General features: G+C 56.7%; 24 protein-coding genes. 7 read left to right on the top strand and 17 right to left on the bottom strand.

Translation table 11 applies throughout. The features are described from left to right. Nucleotides 1-24 precede the first annotated feature (24 nt). A complete protein-coding gene (locus tag GRX64_RS04950) occupies nt 25-1,137 on the bottom strand; it encodes an NAD(P)/FAD-dependent oxidoreductase (RefSeq protein WP_166264251.1) in 1,113 nt (370 codons plus the stop codon). Between the two features lie 338 nt (nt 1,138-1,475). On the opposite strand from GRX64_RS04950, the gene GRX64_RS04945 reads away from it, so the two are divergent. Genes GRX64_RS04945 through cmoB form a run of 4 tightly spaced genes read left to right on the top strand, consistent with a single transcriptional unit; the run spans nt 1,476 to nt 4,626 of the window. After that, nucleotides 1,476-2,474, top strand: a complete 999-nt coding sequence (locus GRX64_RS04945) for a serine/threonine protein kinase (RefSeq protein ID WP_166264249.1) — start codon at nt 1,476-1,478, stop codon at nt 2,472-2,474. A gap of 42 nt (nt 2,475-2,516) precedes the next feature. After that, a complete protein-coding gene (locus GRX64_RS04940) occupies nt 2,517-2,858 on the top strand; it encodes a PA3694 family proteiin (RefSeq protein ID WP_166264247.1) in 342 nt (113 codons plus the stop codon). Nucleotides 2,859-2,868: 10 nt separating this feature from the next. Continuing rightward, the gene (gene cmoA, locus GRX64_RS04935) at nt 2,869-3,621 is read left to right on the top strand and encodes a carboxy-S-adenosyl-L-methionine synthase CmoA (RefSeq protein ID WP_166264245.1); all 753 of its coding nucleotides are present in this window, start codon (nt 2,869-2,871) and stop codon (nt 3,619-3,621) included. Nucleotides 3,622-3,636: 15 nt separating this feature from the next. Then, complete coding sequence (cmoB, locus tag GRX64_RS04930; RefSeq protein WP_166264243.1) at nt 3,637-4,626, top strand: tRNA 5-methoxyuridine(34)/uridine 5-oxyacetic acid(34) synthase CmoB; 990 nt, start codon at nt 3,637-3,639, stop codon at nt 4,624-4,626. A 76-nt stretch (nt 4,627-4,702) separates the two neighbouring features. Here cmoB and GRX64_RS04925 read toward each other — a convergent pair whose 3' ends face one another. The 11 genes from GRX64_RS04925 to GRX64_RS04875 all read right to left on the bottom strand — a co-directional run bounded on the left by GRX64_RS04925 (nt 4,703) and on the right by GRX64_RS04875 (nt 17,955). Then, entirely contained in the window at nt 4,703-5,998 is a 1,296-nt protein-coding gene (locus GRX64_RS04925) for an adenylosuccinate synthase (protein ID WP_166264241.1), read from the bottom strand. Between the two features lie 47 nt (nt 5,999-6,045). Beyond that, nucleotides 6,046-7,230: an ATP phosphoribosyltransferase regulatory subunit gene (locus tag GRX64_RS04920; protein WP_166264239.1), complete on the bottom strand. Its 1,185-nt coding sequence runs from the start codon at nt 7,228-7,230 to the stop codon at nt 6,046-6,048. 183 nt (nt 7,231-7,413) lie between these two features. After that, nucleotides 7,414-8,289, bottom strand: a complete 876-nt coding sequence (gene hflC / locus GRX64_RS04915) for a protease modulator HflC (RefSeq protein WP_166264237.1) — start codon at nt 8,287-8,289, stop codon at nt 7,414-7,416. Nucleotides 8,290-8,291: 2 nt separating this feature from the next. Then, nucleotides 8,292-9,491: an FtsH protease activity modulator HflK gene (hflK, locus tag GRX64_RS04910; protein WP_166264235.1), complete on the bottom strand. Its 1,200-nt coding sequence runs from the start codon at nt 9,489-9,491 to the stop codon at nt 8,292-8,294. Between the two features lie 118 nt (nt 9,492-9,609). Beyond that, nucleotides 9,610-10,923, bottom strand: coding sequence for a ribosome rescue GTPase HflX (gene hflX, locus GRX64_RS04905; RefSeq protein WP_166264233.1), 1,314 nt, complete (start codon nt 10,921-10,923; stop codon nt 9,610-9,612). A gap of 133 nt (nt 10,924-11,056) precedes the next feature. After that, entirely contained in the window at nt 11,057-11,308 is a 252-nt protein-coding gene (gene hfq / locus GRX64_RS04900; protein WP_166264231.1) for an RNA chaperone Hfq, read from the bottom strand. Between the two features lie 138 nt (nt 11,309-11,446). Beyond that, complete coding sequence (gene miaA, locus GRX64_RS04895; RefSeq protein ID WP_166264229.1) at nt 11,447-12,472, bottom strand: tRNA (adenosine(37)-N6)-dimethylallyltransferase MiaA; 1,026 nt, start codon at nt 12,470-12,472, stop codon at nt 11,447-11,449. 2 nt (nt 12,473-12,474) lie between these two features. Next, on the bottom strand, nt 12,475-14,394 hold the full coding sequence (gene mutL / locus GRX64_RS04890; protein ID WP_166264227.1) for a DNA mismatch repair endonuclease MutL: 1,920 nt from the start codon (nt 14,392-14,394) through the stop codon (nt 12,475-12,477). Nucleotides 14,395-14,505: 111 nt separating this feature from the next. Further along, nucleotides 14,506-15,861: an N-acetylmuramoyl-L-alanine amidase gene (locus GRX64_RS04885; protein WP_166264406.1), complete on the bottom strand. Its 1,356-nt coding sequence runs from the start codon at nt 15,859-15,861 to the stop codon at nt 14,506-14,508. 27 nt (nt 15,862-15,888) lie between these two features. Continuing rightward, on the bottom strand, nt 15,889-16,398 hold the full coding sequence (gene tsaE, locus GRX64_RS04880) for a tRNA (adenosine(37)-N6)-threonylcarbamoyltransferase complex ATPase subunit type 1 TsaE (protein ID WP_166264225.1): 510 nt from the start codon (nt 16,396-16,398) through the stop codon (nt 15,889-15,891). Continuing rightward, entirely contained in the window at nt 16,399-17,955 is a 1,557-nt protein-coding gene (locus tag GRX64_RS04875) for an NAD(P)H-hydrate dehydratase (RefSeq protein ID WP_166264223.1), read from the bottom strand. 120 nt (nt 17,956-18,075) lie between these two features. On the opposite strand from GRX64_RS04875, the gene queG reads away from it, so the two are divergent. Continuing rightward, complete coding sequence (gene queG / locus GRX64_RS04870; protein WP_166264221.1) at nt 18,076-19,149, top strand: tRNA epoxyqueuosine(34) reductase QueG; 1,074 nt, start codon at nt 18,076-18,078, stop codon at nt 19,147-19,149. 181 nt (nt 19,150-19,330) lie between these two features. On the opposite strand, the gene orn is transcribed toward queG, so the two are convergent. Further along, complete coding sequence (gene orn, locus GRX64_RS04865; protein ID WP_166264219.1) at nt 19,331-19,873, bottom strand: oligoribonuclease; 543 nt, start codon at nt 19,871-19,873, stop codon at nt 19,331-19,333. Between the two features lie 163 nt (nt 19,874-20,036). Between orn and rsgA the strand changes: the two genes are divergently transcribed. Further along, entirely contained in the window at nt 20,037-21,095 is a 1,059-nt protein-coding gene (gene rsgA / locus GRX64_RS04860; RefSeq protein ID WP_166264217.1) for a small ribosomal subunit biogenesis GTPase RsgA, read from the top strand. Nucleotides 21,096-21,125: 30 nt separating this feature from the next. Here the strand turns inward: rsgA and motB are convergent, their stop codons facing one another. After that, nucleotides 21,126-22,091 carry a flagellar motor protein MotB gene (motB, locus tag GRX64_RS04855; protein WP_166264215.1) on the bottom strand — a complete coding sequence of 322 codons (966 nt, stop codon included), beginning with the start codon at nt 22,089-22,091 and terminating at the stop codon, nt 21,126-21,128. Between the two features lie 32 nt (nt 22,092-22,123). Then, nucleotides 22,124-22,975, bottom strand: coding sequence for a flagellar motor stator protein MotA (gene motA / locus GRX64_RS04850; protein WP_166264213.1), 852 nt, complete (start codon nt 22,973-22,975; stop codon nt 22,124-22,126). A 181-nt stretch (nt 22,976-23,156) separates the two neighbouring features. On the opposite strand from motA, the gene asd reads away from it, so the two are divergent. Further along, complete coding sequence (gene asd / locus GRX64_RS04845; RefSeq protein ID WP_166264211.1) at nt 23,157-24,017, top strand: archaetidylserine decarboxylase; 861 nt, start codon at nt 23,157-23,159, stop codon at nt 24,015-24,017. 62 nt (nt 24,018-24,079) lie between these two features. Here the strand turns inward: asd and epmA are convergent, their stop codons facing one another. After that, nucleotides 24,080-25,063 carry an EF-P lysine aminoacylase EpmA gene (epmA, locus tag GRX64_RS04840; RefSeq protein WP_166264209.1) on the bottom strand — a complete coding sequence of 328 codons (984 nt, stop codon included), beginning with the start codon at nt 25,061-25,063 and terminating at the stop codon, nt 24,080-24,082. 9 nt (nt 25,064-25,072) lie between these two features. Then, complete coding sequence (gene efp / locus GRX64_RS04835; RefSeq protein WP_166264207.1) at nt 25,073-25,645, bottom strand: elongation factor P; 573 nt, start codon at nt 25,643-25,645, stop codon at nt 25,073-25,075. Nucleotides 25,646-25,675: the final 30 nt, after the last annotated feature.

The raw sequence follows: 25,675 nt of genomic DNA, 5'->3' as shown, positions 1-25,675 counted from the left end.
CGCTGATACACCGTGGGCTGCACTCTACCCCAAGCGGTCAGCGACCGTGTCGGCAATGGCCAGACTCGCAGTCAGGCCGGGCGACTCGATACCGAAGAGCTGGATAAGGCCACCCACGCTGTGTACCGATTCGTCCTGGATTTCAAAGTCCCGGAAACCTTCCCCCGCACCCTGAAGTTTCGGTCTGACGCCGGCGTACGAAGGCTGCAACCGAGCAGGATCGAGTGATGGCCACCAGCTTGAAATGGCTTTGGCGAAGGACTCGCGCCGTCCCGGATCCACTGTAAAGTCGGGATGATCGATCCACTCAACATCGGGACCAAATCGAGCCTGTCCCGCCAGGTCCAACGTCAAGTGAACGCCGAGCCCGCCTTCCTCCGGCACAGGGTATACCAGCGTGGAAAACGGATGCCGGCCGCTGTAGCTGAAATAACAACCGCGGGCGTAGTATAGATCGGGACAACATTCGGACGGATAACCAAGCCAGCTTTTGGCGATGGGCACGGCATTCAAGCCCGCCGCATTGATCACACGGCGAGCATCTATCTCGCACGGACTGGCGCCGCCGACCGCCACCCGATGGGAGCCGCCGTTACTTTGAACACGCACAACGGGTGCCTGGCATACCAACTGCCCCCCATGGCTCTCAAGCTCCCCCAGCAATGACAGCATCAGGCCATGGCTGTCCACAATGCCGGTGAGGGGCGAGTACAGGGCGCTCTCGCAATGCACCTCAGGCAATGCCTTTGCGATGGCCTCAGCCGACCCCCACGACAACTGGACGCCGTTGGCGTGGGCCTGATGTTGGATTGCCGCCAGCCTGGACTGCTGCTCCGGGTGACTGGCAATGATCCACTTGCCCGTGTTTGCACAGGCCACTTTATGAGTTTCACAATAGCGGTAAAGTGCCTGCCGCCCCGCCACGCACAAGCGTGCTTTGAGCGATCCTTCAGGGTAGTAAATACCAGCGTGAATAACTTCGCTGTTGCGAGAGGAAATGCCTTCACCAAATCGGGTGCCAGCCTCCAGCACAATCACCTCCTGACCTCGCATGGCCAGCAGGCGAGCCACGGCCAGCCCGATCACACCCGCACCGATAACGATGGTGTCGGTTACCAATTGCTCAACTTCCGCCATTCAAGCTCTCCCACTAGCCCTGGAGCCAGTATTACCAAAACTCGCCGCATAAGACCAAGCACTTTTGAGCGGCATTGAAAAAGTGCTGTACCAAACTCCGAAAGCCGTCTAAAAACCGTTATACTGGCGCCCAAATAAACTTTCGACGTTGAGAGTCCCGCAGTACCCAAGACCGCCTGATAGCATAGGCGCAGGATAAATGGGAACGCTCAGGGTCAAACACCATGTGTGCTGACAGCAATGCGTAAAGGTCGCCCAGGCTTGGGGAGCTGATAGCTATCCGGCACCACCCAAGTGCGATGCGACCGCAATGCCGACAGCGCCATCAACAGGAATTTATGACCGTTAACCCTCATCCTTACGATGACCTGAAGCCTGACAATATTCTGGACGCCATCGAAGCGGCCGGATTTGTCATCAATGGCCGGCTGTTCGCACTCAACAGCTACGAAAATCGGGTATATCAGATCGGGATCGACGATCGTTCACCCATCATTGCCAAGTTTTACCGACCGGATCGCTGGACGGAAGCTCAAATCAGAGAAGAACACACCTTCTCAGCAGAGCTACTGGCGGCGGACGTGCCGGTGGTGGCTCCGTTGACCATGCCCTCCGGTGATACGCTGGGCGAGCATAACGGTTTTCGGTTTGCCGTGTTTGATCAGCGCGGTGGCCAGGCGCCCGATACCAGCGTGCCGGACACACTGTACCGGCTCGGACAATGGCTGGGGCAGTTACACAACGTGGGAGGCAGTAAAAACTTTCAGTCCCGCCCCACGCTGTCGCTTTTGTCCGGAATCACCGACGCCAGCCTATACCTGACTGAGAACGACTGGGTACCCGATGATCTTCGACCGGCCTGGGATAGCCTGATCCCCAACTTGATAGAACACTGTCAGCGTCGTATCGAAGATGCCGGCGAGGTTGCCAACATCCGGCTGCACGGTGACTGCCACGCAGGTAACATTCTGGTCCGGGACGACCAGATGCTGTTTGTCGACCTGGATGACTGCCGAACGGGTCCTGCCATTCAGGATCTATGGTTGCTGCTCAACGGTGATGACGCCGAGCAAGGGGTTCAGTTTGGTGAACTGCTGGAAGGGTATGAAATGTTCCGCGAGTTCAATCGTCGCGAACGGCATCTGATTGAGCCGCTAAGATGTTACCGGCAAATTGCCCACGCCGCCTGGCTCGCCAAACGCTGGGACGATCCCGCGTTTCCAAGGTTTTTCCCCTGGTTTATCCAAGGGCGCTTTTGGTCCGACCAGATCCTGGCCCTGCGAGAACAACTGGCGGCTCTGCAGGCACCACCCATTTCAATTCCCGGCCAGATGTAAACTGGCCGGGATCGCACCATATTTGCTCCAGGAGTCCATAGTATGAGCCAGCCAGAGGCCCGCTTCACAATCCGCAGTTTATTCATTACCGCCGTTGCGACTATTATCGCCACGGTGCTTGCACTCCAGGTCAGTGGCCGAATTTCTCACCCTGGCGATCAAACCGACGGACCGATCGGCGACTTTACGGCGGTACACGTCAACCCCGGCGAAGACTTCCGCATGTCGTCCAAACCCTCGGAATTGCATGCCATGTGCGATCAGGGCTATCTCACCATTGCCGCCGACGTCGACCCGCAGTTCCGTGGTCTGCTGGTGGATTACAAAAATCGGGGTGTGCGTTGCCACTCCGCAGGCAGCGCGCCTGTCAAGCCGGCGTCCTGAGGGAACGGTCATGAGCACCAAGAAGCCAACGGCAGACCAACGGGACCGGCTGTTTTCCGAGGCCCAGTCAACGTCGGATTTCCGATTTGACGCCGCGGTGGCGCGAGTATTCCCAGACATGATCCGACGTTCCGTGCCGGGTTACACCACGATAATCCCGATGATTGAGGTGATCACCGAACAATACGTTCAGCCTGGCAGTCGCTGTTACGATTTGGGCTGTTCTTTGGGCGCCTCAACGCTTGCCATGCGACACGGCATCCGACACGACGATTGCGAACTCATTGGCGTCGATAATTCGACCGCCATGCTTGAACGATGCGAACACCACATTGCCCTGGATGACCACCCGCTGCCGGTCTTATTGCGCTGTGAAGACATTCTCGATACGCCTTTGAACAATGCCTCGGTGACGACGCTGAATTTCACTCTGCAGTTTGTGCCACTCGAACAGCGCAGTAACCTGCTGCAAAAGATCGCATCCGGCACGCGCCCCGGTGGTGCGCTCATTCTGTCTGAGAAGATACGCTTTGAGTCCGAGTACGAGCAGTTGACCCAAACCCATTTGCACCACGAATTCAAACGAGCGAACGGCTATTCCGACCTGGAAATTAGCCAAAAACGTTCAGCGCTGGAGCAGGTGTTGATTCCAGAAACGCTGGAAACACACCGTGACCGCCTCCGTCATGCTGGTTTCGATCAGATCATCGTTTGGTATCAGTGCTTTAATTTTGTCTCAATGCTGGCGATCAAATCCGCCTGAGCTTCCGGAGCCGACATGACCTCCTTTGACTGGCAAAGCTGCTATCAAAGCCTTTTTACCGATCTGGAACAACAGGGTCTGATGCCATGGGTGGGCCAACTTCGCACCCAACTGACGAGCCGGTTCGACCGCCAGCCGCACGGTGATATGGACCGCTGGCTGGGGGCTCTGGACCAGTTGCCTGCCATCGCCAACATTCACAGTGACCTGAACGCATCGGCGATTACCCTGAGCACAGACGGCGAACTGCCCGCTACCACGTTCGACCAGCTCGAGTCCGCGTTACGGGGCCTCATGCCCTGGCGCAAAGGGCCATTTGATCTGTTTGGCGTTGTGATCGATACCGAGTGGCGTTCGGACTGGAAATGGGACCGGGTGGCGCCCTGGCTATCGGATTTACGTGGCCGCCGGGTCCTGGATGTCGGTTGCGGCTCAGGCTACCATTGCTGGCGAATGCTGGGAGCCGGCGCGGCGCGGACGGTGGGCATTGACCCCGGCCTGCTGTTCCTGTTTCAGTTTTTAAGCGTCAAACAGTATCTGGGCCAGGTGCCAGTCGATTTGTTACCCCTTCGCCTGGAAGATCTGCCCGCAAAGCTGGAAACGTTCGACACCACCTTTTCCATGGGCGTTCTGTATCACCGGCGCTCGCCACTGGACCACTTGCTGGAGCTGAGAGACACCCTGAGGGACGGCGGTGAGCTGGTTCTTGAGACGTTGGTGGTCGATGGCCCGGAGGGGCATACCCTGATGCCCGAAGACCGTTACGGGCAAATGCGTAACGTCTGGTTTTTACCCAGTTGCGACACATTGCTGCGCTGGCTGAACAGAACCGGTTTTCGGAATGCCCGTGTCGTCGATGTCACCAACACCGCCACCGACGAGCAGCGCACAACGGACTGGATGCGCTTTCAATCCCTGCAGGATTTCCTGGACCCGACCGATGCCACCAAAACCATCGAGGGCTACCCGGGTCCCAAGCGCGCAACCATTATTGCCGAACGATAAAACGACAACGCCGCGCTCCGGAACGGTCCGCAGTGCGGCGATGGCGGGTTTCACCCTATTCGGCTTAGCCGCGTGCTTAGTGGCCGAACGGGTGACGCATCACAATGGTCTCGATGCGGTCCGGACCGGTTGAGATAATATCGATTGGCGCTTCAATCTGCTGTTCCAGAAATTGGATATACGCCATCGCGTTGGCTGGCAACTGGTCAATGCTGGTCAATCCTACCGTGCTTTCTTTCCAGCCAGGCAGCTCTTCATAAACCGGTTCAATGAACGCGTAGTTGTCGCAGCCGATGGGCGGACGATGCAATTCGCCCTCTGGCGTCTTATAACCCACGCAGACCTTGACGGTGTCCATGCCATCCAGCACATCCAGTTTGGTCAGGCAGATACCGGACACACTGTTAATCTGGATCGCATGGCGCAACGCCACGGCATCAAACCAGCCGCAGCGGCGGGAGCGCCCAGTGGTGGTGCCAACCTCGTTACCCTTGACCGCCAGGTGCTGTCCGAACTCGTCGAACAACTCGGTCGGGAACGGGCCGGAACCAACACGGGTGGTGTAGGCCTTGGTAATGCCCAAGACGTAATCCAGGAACAGCGGACCGAAACCGGTGCCGGTTGCGGTACCGCCGGCCGTGGTATTGGATGAGGTAACGTAGGGATAGGTGCCCAGATCAATGTCCAGCAACGACCCTTGTGCCCCTTCAAACAGTATATCCTCGCCGCGTTTGCGGTAGTCGTGCAGCAAATCCGTGACATCGGCTGCCATGGGGAGGATTTCCTCGCCCATGGTAAACAGGTCGCGCAGCGCCTGATCAATATCAACTGCTTCTTCCTTGAAATACTGGGTCAGGACAAAGTTGTGGTATTCCATGATGTCCCGCAACTTCTCTTCAAACGATTGCGGGTTCAGTAAATCACCAAGCCTCAAACCGCGACGGGACACTTTGTCCTCGTAAGCCGGTCCGATACCACGGCCGGTGGTGCCGATTTTATCGTTGCCCCGGGCTCGCTCACGCGCCTGATCGATTCTGACGTGCGTGGGCAGAATCAGTGGGCAGGCAAGACTGATGCGCAGACGGTCTCGCACTGCCACGCCCCGCTCCTCAAGTTCACGCACTTCCTTGAGCAAGGCTTCCGGAGACAACACGACTCCGTTGCCAATCAGACACTTGACATTGCGCCGCAGAATACCTGAAGGAATCAGGTGAAGCGCCGTTTTACGACCTTCGATAACGAGTGTATGACCCGCATTATGGCCACCCTGAAAGCGCACAACGGCGGCCACCTGATCGGTCAACAGGTCGACAATCTTACCCTTGCCTTCATCACCCCACTGGGTGCCCAGCACTACAACATTTTTACCCATGATTAGCTCTCGTTGCTCCCGCGCTGATTCACACGGAGACGGCACATTTACTTGATTGATTCCACGACCCACTGGCCGCCCTGTTTCACCAACTGCCGGTCACATCCCCGTGATTGCGGGTCGCCCGCGTTATCATCCGGCAGGGCCTGAACCACCGTTTCTGTCATTCTGAGACCGGCCACAACACCGGCCAATGTCTCGTCATCCGTGACTGGAGCCCATATCGCACCCGTCGCTGCACGGGCACGGGATTGGCCGAGGGCCACCAAGGCACGGATATCGATACTGAATCCGGTTGCCGGGCGCGCACGCCCGAAATCCTGCCCAATCGCGTCGTAACGACCGCCCTTGGCCACTGCCTCTCCGTGTCCTGGCACGTAGACCGCGAACACCAGACCTGTGTGGTAGTTGTAGCCACGCAACTCACAAAAATCGAACCCCAGCATGACCTCGGGGTAATGCCCAGCCAGCATGTCCGCGACGCTCTCCAACTGGTCCAACGCCTGCATAACATCGTCCGACGCCCCTTGAAGCGCGACCCTGGCTTCTGCCAAGGACTCTCGACCACCACTGATACGGGCCAGGGTTCTCAACCGGCCGCCGGCACTGTCCTCGGGGCAGGCACCCAGCAGGGTATCAAGCTCCGGGATTGATTTACGACGCATGGCGTCGAATATCGCCGTTTCGGTCTCTCGGTCGACGTTGGTCTCAGCGATCAACGCCTGGTAAATCGCCACATGGGCAAGGTCCAGATGGATGGCCGGCACACCCGACGTGCGAAGTGTCTCAAGCATGAGGCTGATCACCTCATTATCGGCGGCCTGTGAGCGACTGCCAAAAAGCTCACAACCGGCCTGAATCGGTGTTCGTCCGGTCAACATGTGCTGTGGCCGGGTATGTAGCACGTGGCCGGCATAGCACAGGCGGGTAACACCGTCACTGCGCAGGGTGTGGGCATCAATGCGGGCGGCTTGCGGCGTCATGTCTGCTCGCACACCCATCATGCGGCCAGTCAACTGATCGGTCAGTTTAAAGGTTTGCAGTGCCAAATCATGCCCTGTCCCCGTAAACAGCGAATCAAGGTATTCAATCAGCGGGGGTATCACCAGCTGATAACCCCAGCGCTGGCACGTGTCCATTACATCACGGCGCAGGGTTTCAATTTGTCCTGCCAGTGGCGGCAGGATATCTTCTACCCCATCAGGCAGTAACCAGCGGTTAGAGTCTGTCATGTATCTCTAATGTCCGTTTTTCGTCCTGGCGCTCAAAAAGCCCACAGGATAAACAGGATTGAGGACGTCTGTCCTTTGCGGAGCGGAAAACCAAACCAAAACCGGCAGAATTTTACACTTTTAGCGCCCACAAAAAAACCGGAACAGCTATGCCATTCCGGTTTCTTGTACGTCGAGTGCGATCTACTGGCCGCCCATCGGATCTTTCAGGTAGCGCAAGAAGTCGCTATCCGTGTCGATCACCATGATATCGTCTTTGCCGGTAAAGGTATTTTGATACGCTTCCAGGCTACGATACAGCTTGTAGAATTCTTCATCGGCGGTGTAGGCGTCCGCATAAATCTTGGCCGCCTCACCGTCACCTTCACCGCGAGTTTCCTCGGCTCCGGCAAACGCTTCCGCTAGCACGACAGTGCGTTGACGGTCGGCATCCGCGCGAATGCCTTCAGCCAGTTCTCGACCACGTGACCGGAATTCCTGAGCCAGTTTTTCCCGCTCGGTTGCCATGCGGCGAAAGACGCTGTCGCTGACCGACCCCGGAAACTCAATACCCTTAACCCGGATATCCAGCACTTTTACCCCGAACTCACGTTGGGCGGCCAGTGTCACACGGTCACGCAGTGTGTGCATGAGCTCGTCTCGCTGACCGGAGACTACTTCGTGCATGGTGCGTACGCCGAACTCGTCGCGCAGGCCATTATCGACACGGGACGACAACAGGGAGCGGGCGCGTATTTCATCACCACCGGTGGCTCTGTAGTACTGATCCACGTCCTGAATGCGCCACGCGAGGTAAGAATCCACATCCAAAGGTTTCTTCTCAATGGTCAGGTATTGCTTGGACGGAAGATCCGTCGTCAGTACCCGCACATCAAAACGACGCACCTGGTCAATGACCGGCACTTTGAAATGGATACCGGCCTGGATGTCAGTCTCGACCAGCTCGCCAAACCGCAGCAATACACCCCGGTGAGTTTCCGGAATAATGTACACACTTGATAAAACCAGCAGGACAACAACGAGGGTGCCTGCAAGACCCAGAACGCCTTTAGGTCCCATAATTATCTCCCTCTCCGAATACCAGTGTCCTGCCTGCTACGAATTTCCTGGATGACCTGATCGGTCAACGACTGGATGTCCTGGTCGCTGCTGCCGGAGCTGCCCGAGCCTTGCGTGCCCATGCTGGCTGAAGTTCCGTCCCGGTTAATCATACGATCCAGTGGCAGATACATCATATTATTGCTGCTCTCGGTATCGATCAGCACTTTACTGGTGCTCGACAGTACCTTTTCCAGTGCCGCCATATACATGCGTTCACGGGTAACATCCGGTGCCGTCCGGTAAACGGTCAGCATTTCGGTAAAGCGAGCGGTTTCACCACGAGCACGCGAGATCACCTCCTGCTTGTACGCCATAGCTTCCTCGGTCATGCGCTGGGCTCGACCACGAGCCTCGGGAACCACCTTGTTGCGGTAGGTCTCGGCTTCTTCCTTCACCCGCTGCTCATCCTCTCGAGCACGCTGGACCTCACGAAAAGCATCCTGAACCGCTTCGGGTGGCTGGGTACTCTCAACGTTGACCCGCACAATCTGTAAACCGGTACCGTACTCTTCAAGGAAACGTTGCAAGCGCTGCTCAACGCGAACCGCTAATTCAGCACGCCCTTCCGTCAGTACCTGGTCCATTGACGAGCTGCCAACTTCGTGACGCAAGGCGCTGTCAGTCGCAAAGGCCAGCGCTTCCGGGGAATCGCGGACATTGAGCACAAACGCACGCGCACTGTCGACACGGTACTGAACCTGAAGATCCACCGACACCAGGTTTTCGTCCTCGGTCAGCATCTGACCACGAGACTCAGCCGTCCGCACGCTGGTTACCCGCACTTTGGTGACGTCGTCAATCAGTGGCACCTTGAAGCGCAAGCCCGGATTTTCTGTTTTGTTGTATTCACCGAAGCGCAGCACGACCGCCCGCTCCTGCTCATCCACGGTATAGACAGACTGGAAAAGCACATAAACAACAAAAACAATACCCAGAATCGCGAGGATTGCACCAAAGCCACTGCCGCTGCCACCGTTGGACGAACCGCCGCCGGAACCGGATTTGCCTTTTTTGCCACCTAACAGCTGATTCAGTTTGTCGAGACCCTTCTTTAACGCTTCGTCCAGGTCTGGTGGCCCTTGATCATTGCCGCCACGACGACCGCCGGTTCCCCAGGGATCGTTGTCGTTGCGGTTACCACCCGGTTCATTCCAGGCCATAGTACTCTCCGTTCTTGCTTATCGAATGGCTGCAAATACTAGGGATTTATGACGCGCCCGGCAATAGCAGACTGTGCCTTAATCCAATTCAACCGCGCCTTTGGCTGCCTAATATCGTTTAAGTTCCCTGAATGGGCCGTGTTCCCTGGTCCAATCGGATGGCATCGGGCTTGATTCCTGCGCGACTCAGCAACTGGAACCAGTCACGGCTCTGGAGCCGGACCTCAATAACGGCATCGCCGTTCTCCCGCTGCTCTTCTGCCAAGACAGACCCGGCCTGATGCAACAACGCCCTCAGTTTGCCATCGCCAGGGCCAAGTAAAACAAATTGGTGGATAACGTCTTCAGCCAAACGTTCAACCACCGCATCAAACAATGCAGGTATACCAGCACCTGTAACCGCCGATACCCAGACCCGGACCGGCTCACCGAGTTCATTACGTTCTACTCGGGGTTCAAAGTTGTCCAGCAAGTCAATTTTATTGAATACCTGTAATACGGGCACCTCGTCCGCGCCGATTTCCAGCAGCACATCCTCCACTTGTTCCATGTTTTCATCACGACGATCATCGTGGCAGTCGACCACATGCAACAATAATGACGCTTGCTTGGTTTCTTGCAGCGTCGCCCTGAACGCCTCCACCAGTTTGTGGGGCAAGTGACGGATGAAGCCCACTGTATCGGCCACAACAACCGGCCCGATATCCGGCAGCTCAAGACGCCTCAGGGTCGGATCCAATGTCGCGAATAACTGATCCGCGGTGTAGACCGTCGCCGCGGTGATGTAATTGAACAGTGTCGATTTGCCTGCGTTGGTATAACCGACCAGCGACACCGTTGGAATGTCAGCGCGCTGGCGTGCACGGCGACCTTGGTCACGCTGTCGCCGCACCTTGTCCAGACGACGGTGGATTGACTTGATTCGTGCACGCAACAGGCGCCGGTCAGTCTCAAGCTGAGTTTCACCTGGACCGCGGAGACCAATACCACCTTTCTGGCGTTCAAGGTGGGTCCAGCCTCGAATCAGGCGCGTTGACATGTGCTCAAGTTGGGCCAGCTCGACCTGCAGTTTACCCTCATGGGTCCGGGCCCGCTGCGCAAAAATATCCAGTATCACGCCAGTGCGGTCCAGGACACGACACTTCAGTTCGCGCTCAACGTTGCGTTCCTGGCTGGGACTGAGCGCATGGTTGAACAGCACAACATCGGCACCGGACTCCACAACGGCAGCCTGGACTTCATCCAGTTTACCTTCGCCGACAAAAAATCGGGGGCTAGGTTGATTTCGGCTTCCGGTGACGGTGGCCACTGGTTCGACACCGGCCGACGTGACCAGCTCACGAAATTCCCCTAAATCTTCCGATTCACCCTGGGACGAAAATTCGATATGAACCAATACCGCCCGCTCACCAACATCAGGACGCTCAAACAATTAAACGAGTCTCCAAACAAAATGGACTTGCCACAATGCAAATACCCGCGAACCCTGATCGCCGGGCTGGCCGGCATCAGAGTTCGCGGGTGTTTTTACATCAAAACTGCAGAACCGTCGACGATAACTCAGATCAATCCTCGACTTCACCCTCACCGGTAGGGTTCTGCTGAGGAACGCGAACGTTGCGCGCAGGCACTACGGTTGAAATGGCGTGTTTGTAAACCATCTGGCTTACAGTATTTTTTAACAGGATCACAAACTGATCGAACGACTCGACCTGGCCTTGAAGCTTGATTCCGTTAACCAAGAAAATTGAAACCGGGATACGCTCCTTGCGCAATGCATTGAGGTAAGGGTCTTGTAGAGAATGCCCTTTTGACATGTGTGTTCTCCTGTGATGAAAAGCAGATCGTCATTTTTAACGGTTCAGGGGCAGCCGGCATCAACCGACACGACGGCTCGTTGCAACAACGCAAAGCCTGTAACCAAGCGAAACAGGTACTCAATACTGAGATTCCTGTCAGTTCAATGTGGTGCGAAGACCGATAATTTTCAAGGCGCACGACGCATTTTGATGGGAATCCGTAGTAAGCCAATTCACATCTTGCCATTTACGCAGCCAGGTTAACTGACGTTTGGCCAGTTGCCTTGTCGCCGCGACACCCTTTTCTTCCATGGTATCCGCATCAACTTCCCGAGCCAGATAGGACCAGACCTGACGATAACCAACGCACCGCATGGATGGCATGTCTGGCGTCAGGTCACCGCGATCCATGAGCCCCTGAACCTCATCAATAAACCCCTGACCCAGCATTTGGGTAAACCGAAGCCGAATACGGTCATGGAGTTGGTGCCGTTCAGAAGGCGCAATAGCAAGCTGCGTTACAGTATACGGAAGGGAATCGGTTTCGTCTGCCTGCCACTGGGTGAAATAGGGGTAATCATCGATAACTTTAGTATCAGTGGATGACGCCCCCTGAGCGCGCCAAATGTCTGAAATTGGGCGCCCGGTCAAACGAATGACTTCCAGCGCCCGAAGCAGGCGCTGCCGGTTATTGGGGTGTATCCGGTCAGCGGCCACCGGATCCAATTCGGCCAGTTCGCGGTGCAGGTCCGACCAACCGTGCTCCGCAGCTTTTTTCTCAAGTTCTGCCCGCACGTCAGGGTTCGCCGCCGGCAAGTCCGACAACCCGCTCAGCAACGCCTTGAAATACATCATGGTGCCGCCCACCAGCAGGGGCACTCGACCATTTGCGGTAATGGCCGCCATTTCACGACGAGCATCACGACAAAAATCTGCAGCCGAGTAGGTTTCGGCCGGGTCGCAGATGTCGATCAGTCGATGGGGCGCCGCCGCCAGTTCTTGCGCGGAGGGCTTGGCGGTGCCGATATCCATGCCTCGGTATATCATCGCCGAGTCGACGCTGATAATGTCGCAGGGCAACCGCTCCGTCAGCTTGATTGCCAGGTCGGTTTTCCCTGATGCCGTCGGTCCCATCAAAAATATGGCTGGCGGCAGCAAGGGCTTGTCATCCGCCGTAACCATATCTACCGCCCCCTGAGAAAGAGCTTATCCAGCTCGGTCAAGGTCATTAAAGTCCAGGTCGGACGACCATGATTGCATTGACCACTGCGCTCCGTGGCTTCCATGTCACGCAGCAGTGCATTCATTTCCGGGATGGTCAATTGACGGTTCGCTCTCACCGAGCCGTGGCACGCCATAGTGCCCAGCAACTCATGAGTCACCGCCTCAACCCGGTCGCTCTGACCGTTCTCGATCAGGTCGGCGAGAATATCCCTGACCAGTTGTTCCGTATCCGAACCGCGCAACAGTGCCGGCACCTGGCGTACGGCCAGCGTTTCTGGCCCAATCCGCTCGACCAACAGCCCAAGCTGCTGCAATTCCTGGCCGTGGGTCTCGGCCAGCGCCGCTTCCTTCTGGCTCACCGCCATCGACACTGGCACCAACAGGGGCTGGCTTTTTATATCCTGCTGATCGAGTGCGCGTTTCATCCGCTCATAGGTAATACGCTCATGAGCCGCATGCATATCGACCACGACCAACCCCTGGCGATTCTGGGCCATGATGTAGATGCCATGCAGCTGGGCAATGGCGTACCCCAACGGTGGTTCATCACCATCGGTCATGGGCGGCGTAGGGATCGTCGGGGCCTGGGCGTTTATCCCGGCCTGGCCAGAGGCGTCTGAGGTAACACCTCCACCCTGATTCAGGGACTGATAAAACGCCATCTGGTCCTTGGCCTGCCAGTCTTTGTGGCCAGCACCTATGTCTTGAGGTGAACGGTCTTGAGGCGAACCGTCTTGAGGTGCACGGCCGCCGAGCGAACCCGGTACTTGCCAGGAGGCCGGCGCAGGGTACCCACCAGCACCTGAGGCCCCAGCCGTGCCCTGCTGAATCTCACGGTCGCCAGACTGCGCCAGGGCGCCCCTAAAGTGATCATCCGGTTTTACCTCCGCCAGCGCCCGGTGCAAGGTTCTGAAAATAAAATCATGCACCAACCGGCCATCGCGGAACCGCACCTCGTGCTTAGTGGGGTGGACGTTCACATCCACACTGGCCGGATCCACTTCCAGATAAAGCACAAACGCCGGATGGCGATTGTTATAAAGCACATCCCGATAGGCTTGCCGGACCGCGTGAGCCACCAGTCGGTCACGAATCACACGACCATTGACGAAAAAATACTGCAGGTCAGCCTGACTGCGTGAGAACGTGGGCAGTGCAACCCAACCCCAAAGCCTGAGTCCCGTCGCTTCAGCGTCGATCACCACGGTGTTGTCGATAAACTGCTGCCCGCACAGGGAACCAATGCGACGCTCCCGATCCAGCGCCGTACTGGCCGGGCGCAAGCTTTGCAGAACTTTTTGGTTGTGGCGCAAGGTAAAACCGGTATCGAAACGGCTCAGCGCTTGCCGTCGCACACACTCTTCAACATGATTGAGTTCGGTTTTTTCAGTGCGCAAAAATTTCCTTCGGGCGGGTGTGTTAAAGAACAAATCGCGCACTTCAACCGTGGTTCCAACCGGGTGCGCCGCCGGTGAAATGCGCGCATCCATCTCCCGACCTTCCACTTCAACCCGCGACGCTGCCTCTTGAGAGGCGGTGCGTGACGTGAGCGCCAGCCGCGACACTGAACTGATACTCGCTAAGGCCTCACCCCTGAAACCCAGCGAGGCGACCGCTTCCAAGTCATCCAGATCGGCAATTTTACTGGTCGCATGACGGCTTAGCGCCAACGGCAGGTCGGCCTCGTCGATGCCGCCCCCGTCGTCACGGACGCGTATTAATTTGGCGCCACCTTGCTCAATGTCCACATCAACCCGCTGCGCCCCTGCGTCCAGGGCATTCTCAACCAGCTCTTTCACGACGGAGGCCGGGCGTTCGACCACTTCACCCGCGGCGATCTGGTTTGCCAGGCGTGGGGACAGGAGTTTAATCGACGGCATGGTGGGTGCGGGGCCTCACTGTTGGAACGTGGATACAGAAGCCCGCATCATATCAGAATACAACGACGGCACTCATCCGCTGAGTGCCTGAGACCTGGTGATTATCCACCGTCAGGAGGCGGGAATCTCGATAGTCTGACCGACCAGCACCCGATCATTACTGAGGCCATTGTGGCGCATCAATTCGTTGACCGTGGTCTGGTTACGGCGCGCAACCGCCGAAAGCGTGTCGCCACGCTGGATTCGGTACTGTCCACCGGCCAGATTTTGCGCCTGTCGTTTATTGTAAGCGAGCAAGGTGCCGGGCGGAGGGGTGCTGTTGAAGTAGGAGTCTATGCCACCGAATACCGCCTGCGAGATGCGGCGCTGATACGCTGAGCTTTTCAGGTTGCGCTCTTCCCGGGGGTTGGAAATAAAACCCGCTTCTACCAGGATCGACGGGATATCGGGGGATTTAAGCACCGCAAAGGCAGCCTGTTCGACACCCGGCTTGTGTAACTTGGTAACACCACCCAACTGCTTCAACACATAGTCGCCCACGCCGATGCTGGCGTTGATACTGGCGGTCATGGAGAGGTCCAGCAGAACACCGGCCAGGACATCGTTTTTGTCGCCGAGCGAAACGCCACCCACTCCGCCTATCAGGTCAGACCGGTTCTCACTGCGAGCCAGCCACCGAGCGGTTTCGCTGGTGGCACCGCGCTGAGACAGAGCAAAAACCGATGCCCCGCGTGGCTGTGGCGTGCGAAACGCGTCCGCATGGACCGAAACAAACAGGTCTGCATTGTACTTACGGGCCAATACTGTCCGGCTGCGCAGATCAATGTAGTAGTCGCCATTGCGCGTGAGCTTGGCCTTGTAGCCTGGCTGACTGTTAATCAATGACTCCAGCGTCTTGGCCATGCTCAGTACAATATCTTTTTCTCGAGTGCCTTGGGGCCCGATTGCACCAGGATCCTCGCCACCATGACCGGCGTCGATTACCACAATGATATCGCGACGGCTTCCCGCGTTGTCCTGTAAAACCGGCTCGTCTTTTGTGGGCAGGGCCTTTTGGTTCTCCTGAATCAAATCAACGACCAGGCGGTGACCGTACTGCTGATTTGGTTCCAACTGAAAACTGCGCGGCTTGATGGCATTATCCAGGTCGAGTACCACCCGGAGGTCCCTGCCATTTCGTGGTGCACTGCGGATGCGCTTGATAGGGCTGCCCCCCAGTTCCAGCCGTGACAGATCCGCGCCAAGCTTCACATTCTTGATATCGATAACCAGACGCGCCGGCTTTTCCAGTGCAAAAATGGAATGTTCAACCCCCGCCCCGATATCAAATACCACACGGGTATGATCCGGCGCCGGCCAGATCCGTGCGCCCTCGACCGTCGTCGCCGCATGTCCGGCCGACACTGCAACGACTAACCAGGCGAGCACCCAGACCCGCAGCCAACCCTTTGTAAAATAACTTTTCATCCCTAACATTTTGCAACCCACTCTTGATCAGTCAGCGGCACGCGCCGCGACGTTTAAAGGCAATGTATCAATCAGGGTACGGCCACGATCAGTCCGCGCGCTCACACTGACGGCTCTCCCCTGGCGCTGAGCCGTCAACTCAATCACCACATCCGCTTCCGGCAAAACGCCATGCCCGCGCTCAGCCCATTCAATCAGGCAGACATTGTTGCCTTGAAAGTAATCCCGGATCCCCATGTACTCCAGTTCTTCGGGATCCCCTAACCGGTACAAGTCAAAATGGTAGGTCATGGGCTCAAGATGTTCATACGGCTCGACCAGTGTATAGGTCGGGCTCTTTACCGCGCCGTGGTGACCAAGTCCACGAATCAGCCCCCGACTCAGCGTTGTCTTTCCCATTCCAAGATTGCCCTGCAAAAACACGGTCAGTCCGTTTTTGCTGGCCTGGATGGCCCCTGCCAGTTCGGCCCCGAGTTGCTCCGTTGCGGTCTCATCCGCCAAAAAAATGCTCCGGTCGGCGCTTGGTTCGGTCACCATTTAGATCGCCCCTCCCGGCACAAGCCCTTCCGCCTGCCCCAAGATAGCGGGCACGCAGTCAATCACATCGGTTGGCAGCAAGCCCATAAAGCCCTTGCTGAGCGAGGCCCTGTCAGCGGCCGACAAATGCAGCGCCGCCGCCATGCTGGCAGCCATTGCGGGCGCCATTCCCTGAGCCAACAGTGCGCCGATCATGCCAGAAAGAACATCACCCATGCCGCCCGTCGCCATCCCGGGATTGCTCCCCGCTAAAACCATTGGCCGCTGGCCGCTGGCTGCTATGACGGTTCCGGCGCCCTTCAACAACACCGTACCTCCGAATAACCGCTGAACTTCCTGTGCTGACGTCATCCGGTCAGCTTCAATGTCTGCCACCGTCACACCCAGCAACCGCGCCGCCTCGCCGGGGTGCGGCGTTAAAATATGGTTGTCCGATTTGACCGGAACCCGCAAGGACATCAGGTTCAGTGCATCGGCATCCAGCACCAGGCGCTTGGTCTCGGTAACAACCCGCTGTAGCATTTGCTGCCCCCAGGCACCCCGTCCAATACCCGGGCCACAGACCAGAGTGTCGGCCGCATCGATCAGCGGTGTCAGCTCCGAGCTGTGCGTCACACCGTGCACCATAACTGACGGGCACCGAGCCAGCGCGGGCCCCACATGTTCAGGCCGTGTCGCCAGGGATACCAGGCCAACACCCGTTCGCGCGGCGGCTTCGGCGGCCAGCAACCCGGCACCACCAAAACCACGGTCACCGGCGACAATCAACAACTTGCCAAAACGCCCCTTGTGGGCGGTTACCGGCCGTCTCGGCACAGCAGCACTCAAATCCTGCCAGTCAAACTTCCCGGCAATGGGGGATTCACCGCTCCGATCGGTATCGGCGGCCGCCACCCCAAGGCTCTCAAATTCAATACGACCGCAAAACTCCGGTCCCTGCCCAGTGTATAGCCCGGCTTTCCGGGCGATAAAGGTAACCGTCAATGCCGCCCTGACCACATCGCCCGCAGCCGCGCCCGTGGTCGCGTCCAGTCCGGACGGAACGTCGATGGCAATGGTCGGCAGACCAGAATGATTACAGCCGCTAATAGCGGTGGCATAAGGCTCCCTGGGCGCGCCCGTTACCCCGGTCCCCAGCATGGCATCCACCAGCAGGGAGGCGTTCTCGAACAACGCGCCCTGTTCATCCTGTGGCAAGCTTATCCATTCCGAGACCCGCACCCCATCGGTCAACGCCTTCCTGTAGGCAGTGGCGGCGTCACCCGTTAATTTATCGGGTGATGATAAGGCAACACAGGCAACGTCAAGCCCATGACGCTTCGCGTTCGCAGCAACCAGGTAGCCATCACCGCCGTTGTTACCACCACCGCACAGAACCAGCAACCGCTGATGTCCGGGCCACCGTTTGACCAATTGCCGAAAGGCGGCACTGGCCGCTCGCTGCATCAGGTCAAACCCAGGGATTCCCAACTTATCAATCACATAGCGATCAATCGCCCGCACCGAATCGGCAGAGTAAAGTGAGTCTGTTAAGCTGGTAGCGCTGAACAGCGGCATAAAAAGTCGGCCCCGGTACAGAAATCAGTTTAAGTGTTATGGCCAGATACCTGTAAAGCATAGCAAAACAGGGAAAAAGGTCATAACTTAATCAATGAGAATTTTGTAAAGTCAATTTTTATGGCACCAACGCTCAACAGACTTACCGACGACATACGAGGCTGGGCCCGGGAACTGGGCTTCAATGAGCTGGGCATTACCCTGCCCGATACCGGAGTGCACGCCGACAGACTTCAGCGCTGGCTCACCGAGGAAATGCACGGGGAAATGGCCTACATGGCGGATCATGGCGACAAACGCTATACCCCCACATCGCTGGTACCCGGCACCCTGAGAGTCATTTCGGTACGGATGGATTATCTAGCCGCACCCGACAGCCCATCCGACACGCTTGCAAACCCTGAAAAAGCGTACATTGCCCGGTACACCCTTGGACGGGACTACCACAAACTCATTCGCAAGCGCCTGGCCACCCTGGCCAAGCGGATCGATGAAGCGGTGTCAGGCTTTGACTACCGCGCCTTTGTTGACAGTGCGCCGGTTTTGGAACGCGCCCTTGCCCAGCGCGCGGGCCTGGGATGGATCGGCAAGAACACTATGCTGCTGAACCGAAAAGCGGGGTCGTTCTTCTTCCTCGGTGAAATATTCACCAATGCCCCCTTACCGGTGGATGAGCCCTATGAAGCGGAGCATTGCGGGCGCTGCTCTGCCTGTCTCGACGTGTGCCCCACCAATGCCTTTCCATCTCCCTATACCCTCGATGCACGACGTTGCATCAGTTACCTGACCATCGAATTGAAAGGCAGCATTCCGGAGGAACTGCGATCGCTGATGGGTAACCGGGTGTTTGGCTGCGATGACTGTCAGTTGGTCTGTCCCTGGAACCGCTTTAGCAAGCCCACGACGGAGGACGATTTCCAGCCTCGTCATCAACTGGATAATTCCGAGCTTGCGACTCTGTTCCTGTGGAGTGAGGAGGAGTTTCTCAAAAACACGGAGGGGTCTGCGATTCGCCGCACCGGTTACGAAGGCTGGCTTCGAAACCTGGCGGTCGGCCTGGGCAATGCGCCCTCAACCATACCGGTGATTGAGGCCCTGAAACAGCGAGCCCAACACCCGTCAGCATTGGTCCGAGAGCACGTTCTGTGGGCGCTTCAGCGTCATGGTCTGGCAGACCACGCCACCCGAGACTGATCATCGGGCAGACGCCTCATTGCGGTTCATTTGTGCGATCCGAATCGCGGCGCTCGCCGCGATCATTATCCGACTTGTTGGCACCTGACCCTGAGTACACAGGTTCGCGCCACACGCAGGTCATGCATTTAAGGCCGCACGGTTAATGCCAAACAACTATTACCGCATTACCATTTCCTAACTACAGCTGGAAGAAATGTTCCCGATAATGCCGCAACTCGTCAATGGAATCGCGGATGTCGTCCAGCGCCAAATGGGTGCCTTTTTTCTTAACGCCGTCCAACACGTCGGGGCGCCAGCGTCGGGCCAATTCTTTGATGGTGCTGACGTCGAGATTCCGATAGTGAAAAAATGCCTCCAGCTCCGGCATATACTTCACCAAAAACCGACGATCCTGGCCAATGCTGTTGCCACACAAAGGTGACTGCCCCGCCTCCAAATGCTGTCGCAGAAACGCCAGGGTTTGTTGCTCAGCGTCTGATTCGGAGATCTGGCTCTCGCGGACGCGCCGCGTCAGACCGGTCTGACCATGGGTTTTCGTGCACCAGGCATCCATAGCATCAAGCAAGCTGTCGGGTTGATGCACCGCAATAACCGGCCCTTCTGCGACAAGATTGAGGTCGGAGTCGGTAATCAGCGTCGCCATTTCAATAATCCGTTCTTTTTCCGGGTCCAGACCTGTCATTTCAAGATCAATCCAGACCAATCGGTCGGTTGTTGCCATCACCCTCTCTCCAACTGAACGCATGATGAAACCTACAGGACAGCCCTGTCACCTTCGTGCAACAGAATCCGCCAGATACCGAGGTTCCTTATGTTTGAATCACGTATGATGTTACAACAGACATTCGCTCACAATGGATGAATTAATAGAATGAACACCGACAATGGCTAAACGTCGACTCAACAAGCAACAACAATGGCGCATCAAAAAAATTCAATCTGAGCGGACGGAACGTGCCGCACGCAAAGAACGTGTCGTCGACCGGCAACTGGATGGCAGTGAGCTGGGGACCGAACAAGCCGGCCTGCTGATTGCCCACTTTGGCCAACAATTGGAAGTGGAAGCGCTGGAAGGCGAGCGCAAGGGCCGATCCGTCCGCTGCTTTGCGCGCACCAATATTGACACCCTGGTGACCGGAGACCGGGTTATCTGGCGGCCAGGCGCGGAGGACACCGGGGTGATTGTTGCCCGTGGGGACCGTGACTCACTGCTGCAAAGACCCGACAATTTCGGCCAACTCAAACCCGTGGCTGCGAATATCGATCACATTATTCTGGTTATTGCACCGGAACCGGAACCCCACGACAACTTGATTGACCGCTACCTGGTGGCAGCGGAAAGCACCGGCATACCCGCTGTCATTCTGCTTAACAAAAGCGATTTGCTCGATGAGTTCAACTCGCCCAACATCGAAGCGCTGATTGCCCGTTACGCCGCTCTGGGGTATCCGGTTGTGCAGACGTCCGCCCAGCAGGACGACCAAAGCCAGCACCGTGCAGAGCAAATAGAGGCCCTGGTGAAAGCAAAAACCTGTGTGTTTGTGGGGCAGTCAGGTGTCGGCAAATCTTCGATTATCCAAACGTTGATGCCGGACGAGGCTATTCGTGTTGGAGCGCTGTCCGAAAGCACCGGCAAAGGCACTCACACCACCACGACGGCTCGCTTATTCCACTTGAGCTGTGGTGGCGACCTGATCGATTCCCCTGGCATCCGAGAATTTGGGCTTTGGCACATGACGCCGCAGGAAATAGAGTACGGTTTTCGCGAGATCCGGCCGCTGATTGGTAACTGCCGATTTCGGAACTGCCGTCATATGGCGGAACCCGGCTGCGCCATCGAGAGCGCAGCGGACGACGGCCGCATCAGCGCCGAACGGATGCACAGCTTCCGGAGAATACTCGCGGATATGGCGGAGCAACAGGCCCGGGGGCTCAGCCTGTAACCGGCAGATGCCAGAGCCGAGCCCAGACTGCTACCAGTTGACTTCATTGGGCTTGGGCTCAGGCTTGTCCTCCAACCACTCGCCGTTTTCCAGCTTGCTACGGGCGGCGGCCGCGTCTTCTTCGGTCGGTTTCGTAAGGTCAATCAACGGCTCGTCCTGCTGTTTTCGACCCGCGTTCTGCTGGATATCACTGGCTGCTTTTTTATTCAGCACAATGATTGAAATGCGACGATTCACCGGCGCCTGAGGGTCGTCCACATCAAACAGTATCGAGTCACTGAGGCCCACGACTCTGGCTATTTGCTCACCTTTGACCCCGCCGGCCACCAGCGCGCGGCGCGCGGTGTTGGCCCGGTCTGCGGAAAGCTCCCAATTGGTGTAGCCCGGACGCCCTTTGAACGGGGTCGCATCGGTATGCCCGGTGATGCTGAGTTTGTTCGGGACTGTGCCCAAGGTTTTGGCAAGCTCAAAAAGAATATCCTGGGAATAGTACTTGAGCTGCGCCCGGCCGCTGTCAAACATCGGCCGCTGGGATCGGTCCACGATCTGGATTCGCAGGCCTTCATCGGTGATATCGATCAACAACTGATCCTTGAACTGCTGAAGCGTTTCGCTTTGCTCGATGCGCTCCTGAAGGTCCTGAAACAGCTCTTCCATTTTTCGCTGCTCAAGGGTTTCCGACAGTTGTTCAATGCGTTCATCCAGTATCTGTACATCGTTGGTGGCAATATCGGCACTGCTTTCCTTCACGACAGACGCACTGCCCCCCAGGTCGACCGGGTTCGCAGAGCCACCCTCGGTGAAACCAATAGGGTCTTGAAAGTACCCCTCCACTGCCTTCAGTTGCTCTGGCGAGGCCGTTGACGTTAGCCAGAGCACCAGAAAAAAAGCCATCATGGCGGTCGCGAAGTCGGCGAATGCAACCTTCCAGGACCCACCATGGTGGCCGGCTGCGACTTTTTTCACGCGCTTTATAATTATCGGCTGTTCTTCCAAACCGTCATCACCTTCGGCAGATCAGAGAATAGTTACTTTGACCGAACGTGGTCGTTCAGTTCCTGGAACGATGGGCGCTTATCCGTCGGCAGCGCTTTACGCCCGAACTCAATGGCCATCTGTGGCGCTTGCCCCGAGACCGTCGCCACAATGGCAGCCTTGGCACACTCGTAGGCCTTGAGTTCATATTTAGCATGATGCTCCAGCGCCGTGGAGGTGGGCCCGACAAACCCATAGCCCATAAAAATGCCCAAAAACGTACCGACCAGGGCCGCCGCGACACTTAAACCAATGCGCTCAGGCCCTTCGGACAAAAAGTTCATGGTAATCACGATACCCAGCACTGCCGCCACAATGCCCAGGCCCGGCAATGCATCAGCAACCTTGTTGACCGCGTGGGCCGGTTCTTCAAGCTCGTGCTGGCGACTGTCAATCTCACTGTCCATTAGGCCTTCGAGTTCATGGGGCGCCATGTTGCCGGAACTGATGATGCGCATGTAATCAGTGATGAAGGCCAGCAATTCCTGAGATTTGATCACCGCCGGGTAGCGGGTGAAAATCTGACTCGACTCCGGGTTGTCGATATCTTCTTCGATTGACATCACCCCCTGTTTCCGGGACTTGTCGAACATGTCGTACATGAGGCTCAACAAATCCATATAAAACGCTTTATTGAATGGTGAGCCGGTCAACAGGCGCAGTATTCCAAAGAACACTTCCTTGATGGTGTGCATGGGATTAGCGATCACAAAGGCACCTATCGCCGCACCGAAAATGATCAGAACTTCCGTCGGCTGCCAAAGAACAGCCAGGTTACCGCCATGCAGGGAATACCCGCCCAGCACACAGGCCAATACAACAAGTGAGCCAATAATCAGTGCCATGAATAGTGCCTAAACCCCAGATTGTGGAGAAACATGTCGCCCCTTAAGACGCCCCGCCAACGCATCATAGCAAGCGACAGTGAAGACCGCGAAATCGATAAACGATTTCTCCGAACCCGTCGCAATTTGCTAAACTCGCGAATCTCATAAATTTATGTCGCCCCGAATAAAGGAAGTTTCGATGCTGGACAAGCTTTTCATTCTCAGCCAGTACCTTGCGCCACAGCTCACCATTTCAAAATTGGCCGGCAAGCTGGCGGATAATGAGCATCAGCCTGAACTGAAAAATCGGGTGATTCGCTGGTTTATCGGCCGCTACGGCGTGGACATGAGTGAAGCAACGGAATCCGACCCTTCGCAATACGCCAGCTTCAACGCGTTCTTTACCCGTACGCTGAAGCCGGGCTTACGGCCCATTGCGGGTGACGATTCCGTATTTGTCAGCCCGGTTGATGGCGCTATCAGCCAGCTTGGCCACATCAGTAGCGATCGCGTCTTTCAAGCCAAAGGGCAATCATTCAGCCTGACGGAACTGCTCGGCGGGAGTTCGGATCGGGCGCACCCGTTTGCGGATGGCGAATTTGCCACTATTTATTTGGCCCCCAGGGACTATCACCGAATCCACATGCCAGTCGCCGGCACATTGAGAGAAATGGTGCATGTACCCGGGAAGCTGTTCTCGGTGAACCCCGTAACCGCTCAAAACGTGCCGAACCTGTTCGCACGCAATGAGCGTGTGGCCGCCATTTTTGATACCGAGTTTGGCCCTATGGCTCTGGTATTGGTGGGCGCCATGATTGTCGGCAGCGTCGAAACCACCTGGGCGGGCATCGTCGCGCCCGGCACCAAAGATGTGAGCAGTGTTCGCTATAACGATAGCGCCAACCCTATATGTTTCGAGAAGGGCGAGGAAATGGGCCGTTTTCGGCTAGGTTCGACGGTGGTAATGGTTGTGCCAAAAGACGCCGTTAAGTGGAACCCAGAGCTGACCGCCGAATCGTCCGTCAAGATGGGGCAAGCGTTTGGCCGTCGTGACGGTTAACGCCCGGACAAAAGCATCAATGATTATTTCCCAGGCTGACCGGGGCACGTTTTGAGGGCACACTAGGCTCGCTCGATCGGAAACGCAATCACATCGTCGATCGAACCCGTGCCCAGCTTAAGCATCAGCAATCTGTCCAGGCCCAGGGCAACGCCCGAGCAGTCGGGCAATCCTGCGTCAATGGCCGACAGAAAGCGCTCGTCGGGGGGCATTATGGGTTTGCCTGCATCCGCTCGGCGTTGATTATCCTGCTCAAACCGTCGCCGCTGCTCCGTCGCATCGGTCAATTCCCAATACCCGTTGCACAGTTCGACCCCCTCCACATAAAGCTCGAAACGATGGGCGACCTCAAGCCCTTCAATCCGTGACGTTTTCGCCAACGCCGCCTGACTGGCAGGGTAATGAGTAATGAAAGTGGGTGGCTCGCTTCGCAATGCCGGTTCGACTTCATGACTCATCAAAATATCAAGACACGCATCGCGCTCAAGCGTATGCGCGAGATCGGCACCCACCCAGGCCTCACAACGGGAAGCAAGACACTGTTGCGTAGCCTCAAACGGGTCCAGACCGACAAACTTGATCAAGGCATCGCGGTAGCAGAGCCGTTGTGGATTCGGCAATTGCAACCAGTCACACACCAGCTCACCAACTTCCTGCATCAGTTGCTGATCATCAAAACCAGGACGATACCATTCCAGCAAGGAGAATTCGGGGTTGTGACGAGAGCCTCGCTCACCGTCGCGAAACGCCCGCGATATCTGGTAAATAGCACCTGCGCCAGCGGCCAATAGTCGCTTCATATGATATTCAGGGGAGGTTTGAAGCCAGGCCTCCAGATCCGAATGTCCCGGAGTTGCGGCCACACATGCTTTTACGCTGTCGATGTTGAGGTCACTCACACCGTGTCCAGCCAGCACCGGCGTCTCAACCTCAAGTACCTTGCGAGCAGCAAAAAAGTCGCGCACAAAGTGTAGCTGTTGTGCACGGCTTTCAAGCGCATTCAATGAGGCTGACGGGCGCCAGCCAGCTGCCGGCTTATCGAACAAACCGCAGCCTCAGCTTTTGACGCGGTTCACGTATTCGCCGCTGCGGGTGTCGACCTTTAGTACCTCACCAATGGTGATAAACAGCGGCACGTTGACCACGGCACCGGTGGACAACGTTGCGGGCTTGGTGCCACCCTGCGCCGTATCGCCCTTCATACCTGGGTCCGTATCGACGACTTCAAGTTCGACAAAATTGGGCGGTGTCACGGACAATGGGGCACCGTTGTACAAAGTCACGGTGTAAACATCCTGTTCTTTGAGCCACTTCAAGACATCGCTGACCGCTTTTGCGTCCGCCGGGTACTGCTCAAAAGAACCGTCGGTTAACATGAAATGCCAAAACTCACCGTCGGTGTAGAGGTATTCCATTTCCTGATCAAGAACATCCGCTGCCTCAAGCGAGTCACCTGACTTAAAGGTGCGCTCCCAGACCCGGTTGGACATCAGGTTGCGCAATTTAACCCGATTGAACGCCTGACCCTTGCCAGGTTTAACAAATTCGTTTTCCAGAATGGCGCAAGGGTCACCGTCCAGTAAAACCTTAAGACCGCTGCGGAATTCATTGGTAGAATATGAAGCCATGAAAATATCACCTGAAATGACGCTGTTGAG

It is taken from the genome of Marinobacter caseinilyticus (assembly GCF_011074955.1).
In the GTDB taxonomy this organism is placed as follows: Bacteria; Pseudomonadota; Gammaproteobacteria; order Pseudomonadales; family Oleiphilaceae; genus Marinobacter; species Marinobacter caseinilyticus.
This window is presented reverse-complemented; position numbering and strand designations above follow the sequence as displayed.

Coding starts and splice junctions, on each gene's coding strand:
- rsgA (WP_166264217.1), top strand. CDS start 20,037: ATGGCTAAACGTCGACTCAACAAGCAACAACAATGGCGCATCAAAAAA.
- orn (WP_166264219.1), bottom strand. CDS start 19,873: ATGGCAACAACCGACCGATTGGTCTGGATTGATCTTGAAATGACAGGT.
- mutL (WP_166264227.1), bottom strand. CDS start 14,394: ATGCCGTCGATTAAACTCCTGTCCCCACGCCTGGCAAACCAGATCGCC.
- queG (WP_166264221.1), top strand. CDS start 18,076: ATGGCACCAACGCTCAACAGACTTACCGACGACATACGAGGCTGGGCC.
- hflK (WP_166264235.1), bottom strand. CDS start 9,491: ATGGCCTGGAATGAACCGGGTGGTAACCGCAACGACAACGATCCCTGG.
- asd (WP_166264211.1), top strand. CDS start 23,157: ATGCTGGACAAGCTTTTCATTCTCAGCCAGTACCTTGCGCCACAGCTC.
- GRX64_RS04885 (WP_166264406.1), bottom strand. CDS start 15,861: ATGAAAAGTTATTTTACAAAGGGTTGGCTGCGGGTCTGGGTGCTCGCC.
- motA (WP_166264213.1), bottom strand. CDS start 22,975: ATGGCACTGATTATTGGCTCACTTGTTGTATTGGCCTGTGTGCTGGGC.
- miaA (WP_166264229.1), bottom strand. CDS start 12,472: ATGGTTACGGCGGATGACAAGCCCTTGCTGCCGCCAGCCATATTTTTG.
- GRX64_RS04875 (WP_166264223.1), bottom strand. CDS start 17,955: ATGCCGCTGTTCAGCGCTACCAGCTTAACAGACTCACTTTACTCTGCC.
- cmoA (WP_166264245.1), top strand. CDS start 2,869: ATGAGCACCAAGAAGCCAACGGCAGACCAACGGGACCGGCTGTTTTCC.
- hflC (WP_166264237.1), bottom strand. CDS start 8,289: ATGGGACCTAAAGGCGTTCTGGGTCTTGCAGGCACCCTCGTTGTTGTC.
- GRX64_RS04925 (WP_166264241.1), bottom strand. CDS start 5,998: ATGGGTAAAAATGTTGTAGTGCTGGGCACCCAGTGGGGTGATGAAGGC.
- GRX64_RS04920 (WP_166264239.1), bottom strand. CDS start 7,230: ATGACAGACTCTAACCGCTGGTTACTGCCTGATGGGGTAGAAGATATC.
- GRX64_RS04950 (WP_166264251.1), bottom strand. CDS start 1,137: ATGGCGGAAGTTGAGCAATTGGTAACCGACACCATCGTTATCGGTGCG.
- hfq (WP_166264231.1), bottom strand. CDS start 11,308: ATGTCAAAAGGGCATTCTCTACAAGACCCTTACCTCAATGCATTGCGC.
- tsaE (WP_166264225.1), bottom strand. CDS start 16,398: ATGGTGACCGAACCAAGCGCCGACCGGAGCATTTTTTTGGCGGATGAG.
- GRX64_RS04945 (WP_166264249.1), top strand. CDS start 1,476: ATGACCGTTAACCCTCATCCTTACGATGACCTGAAGCCTGACAATATT.
- cmoB (WP_166264243.1), top strand. CDS start 3,637: ATGACCTCCTTTGACTGGCAAAGCTGCTATCAAAGCCTTTTTACCGAT.
- efp (WP_166264207.1), bottom strand. CDS start 25,645: ATGGCTTCATATTCTACCAATGAATTCCGCAGCGGTCTTAAGGTTTTA.
- GRX64_RS04940 (WP_166264247.1), top strand. CDS start 2,517: ATGAGCCAGCCAGAGGCCCGCTTCACAATCCGCAGTTTATTCATTACC.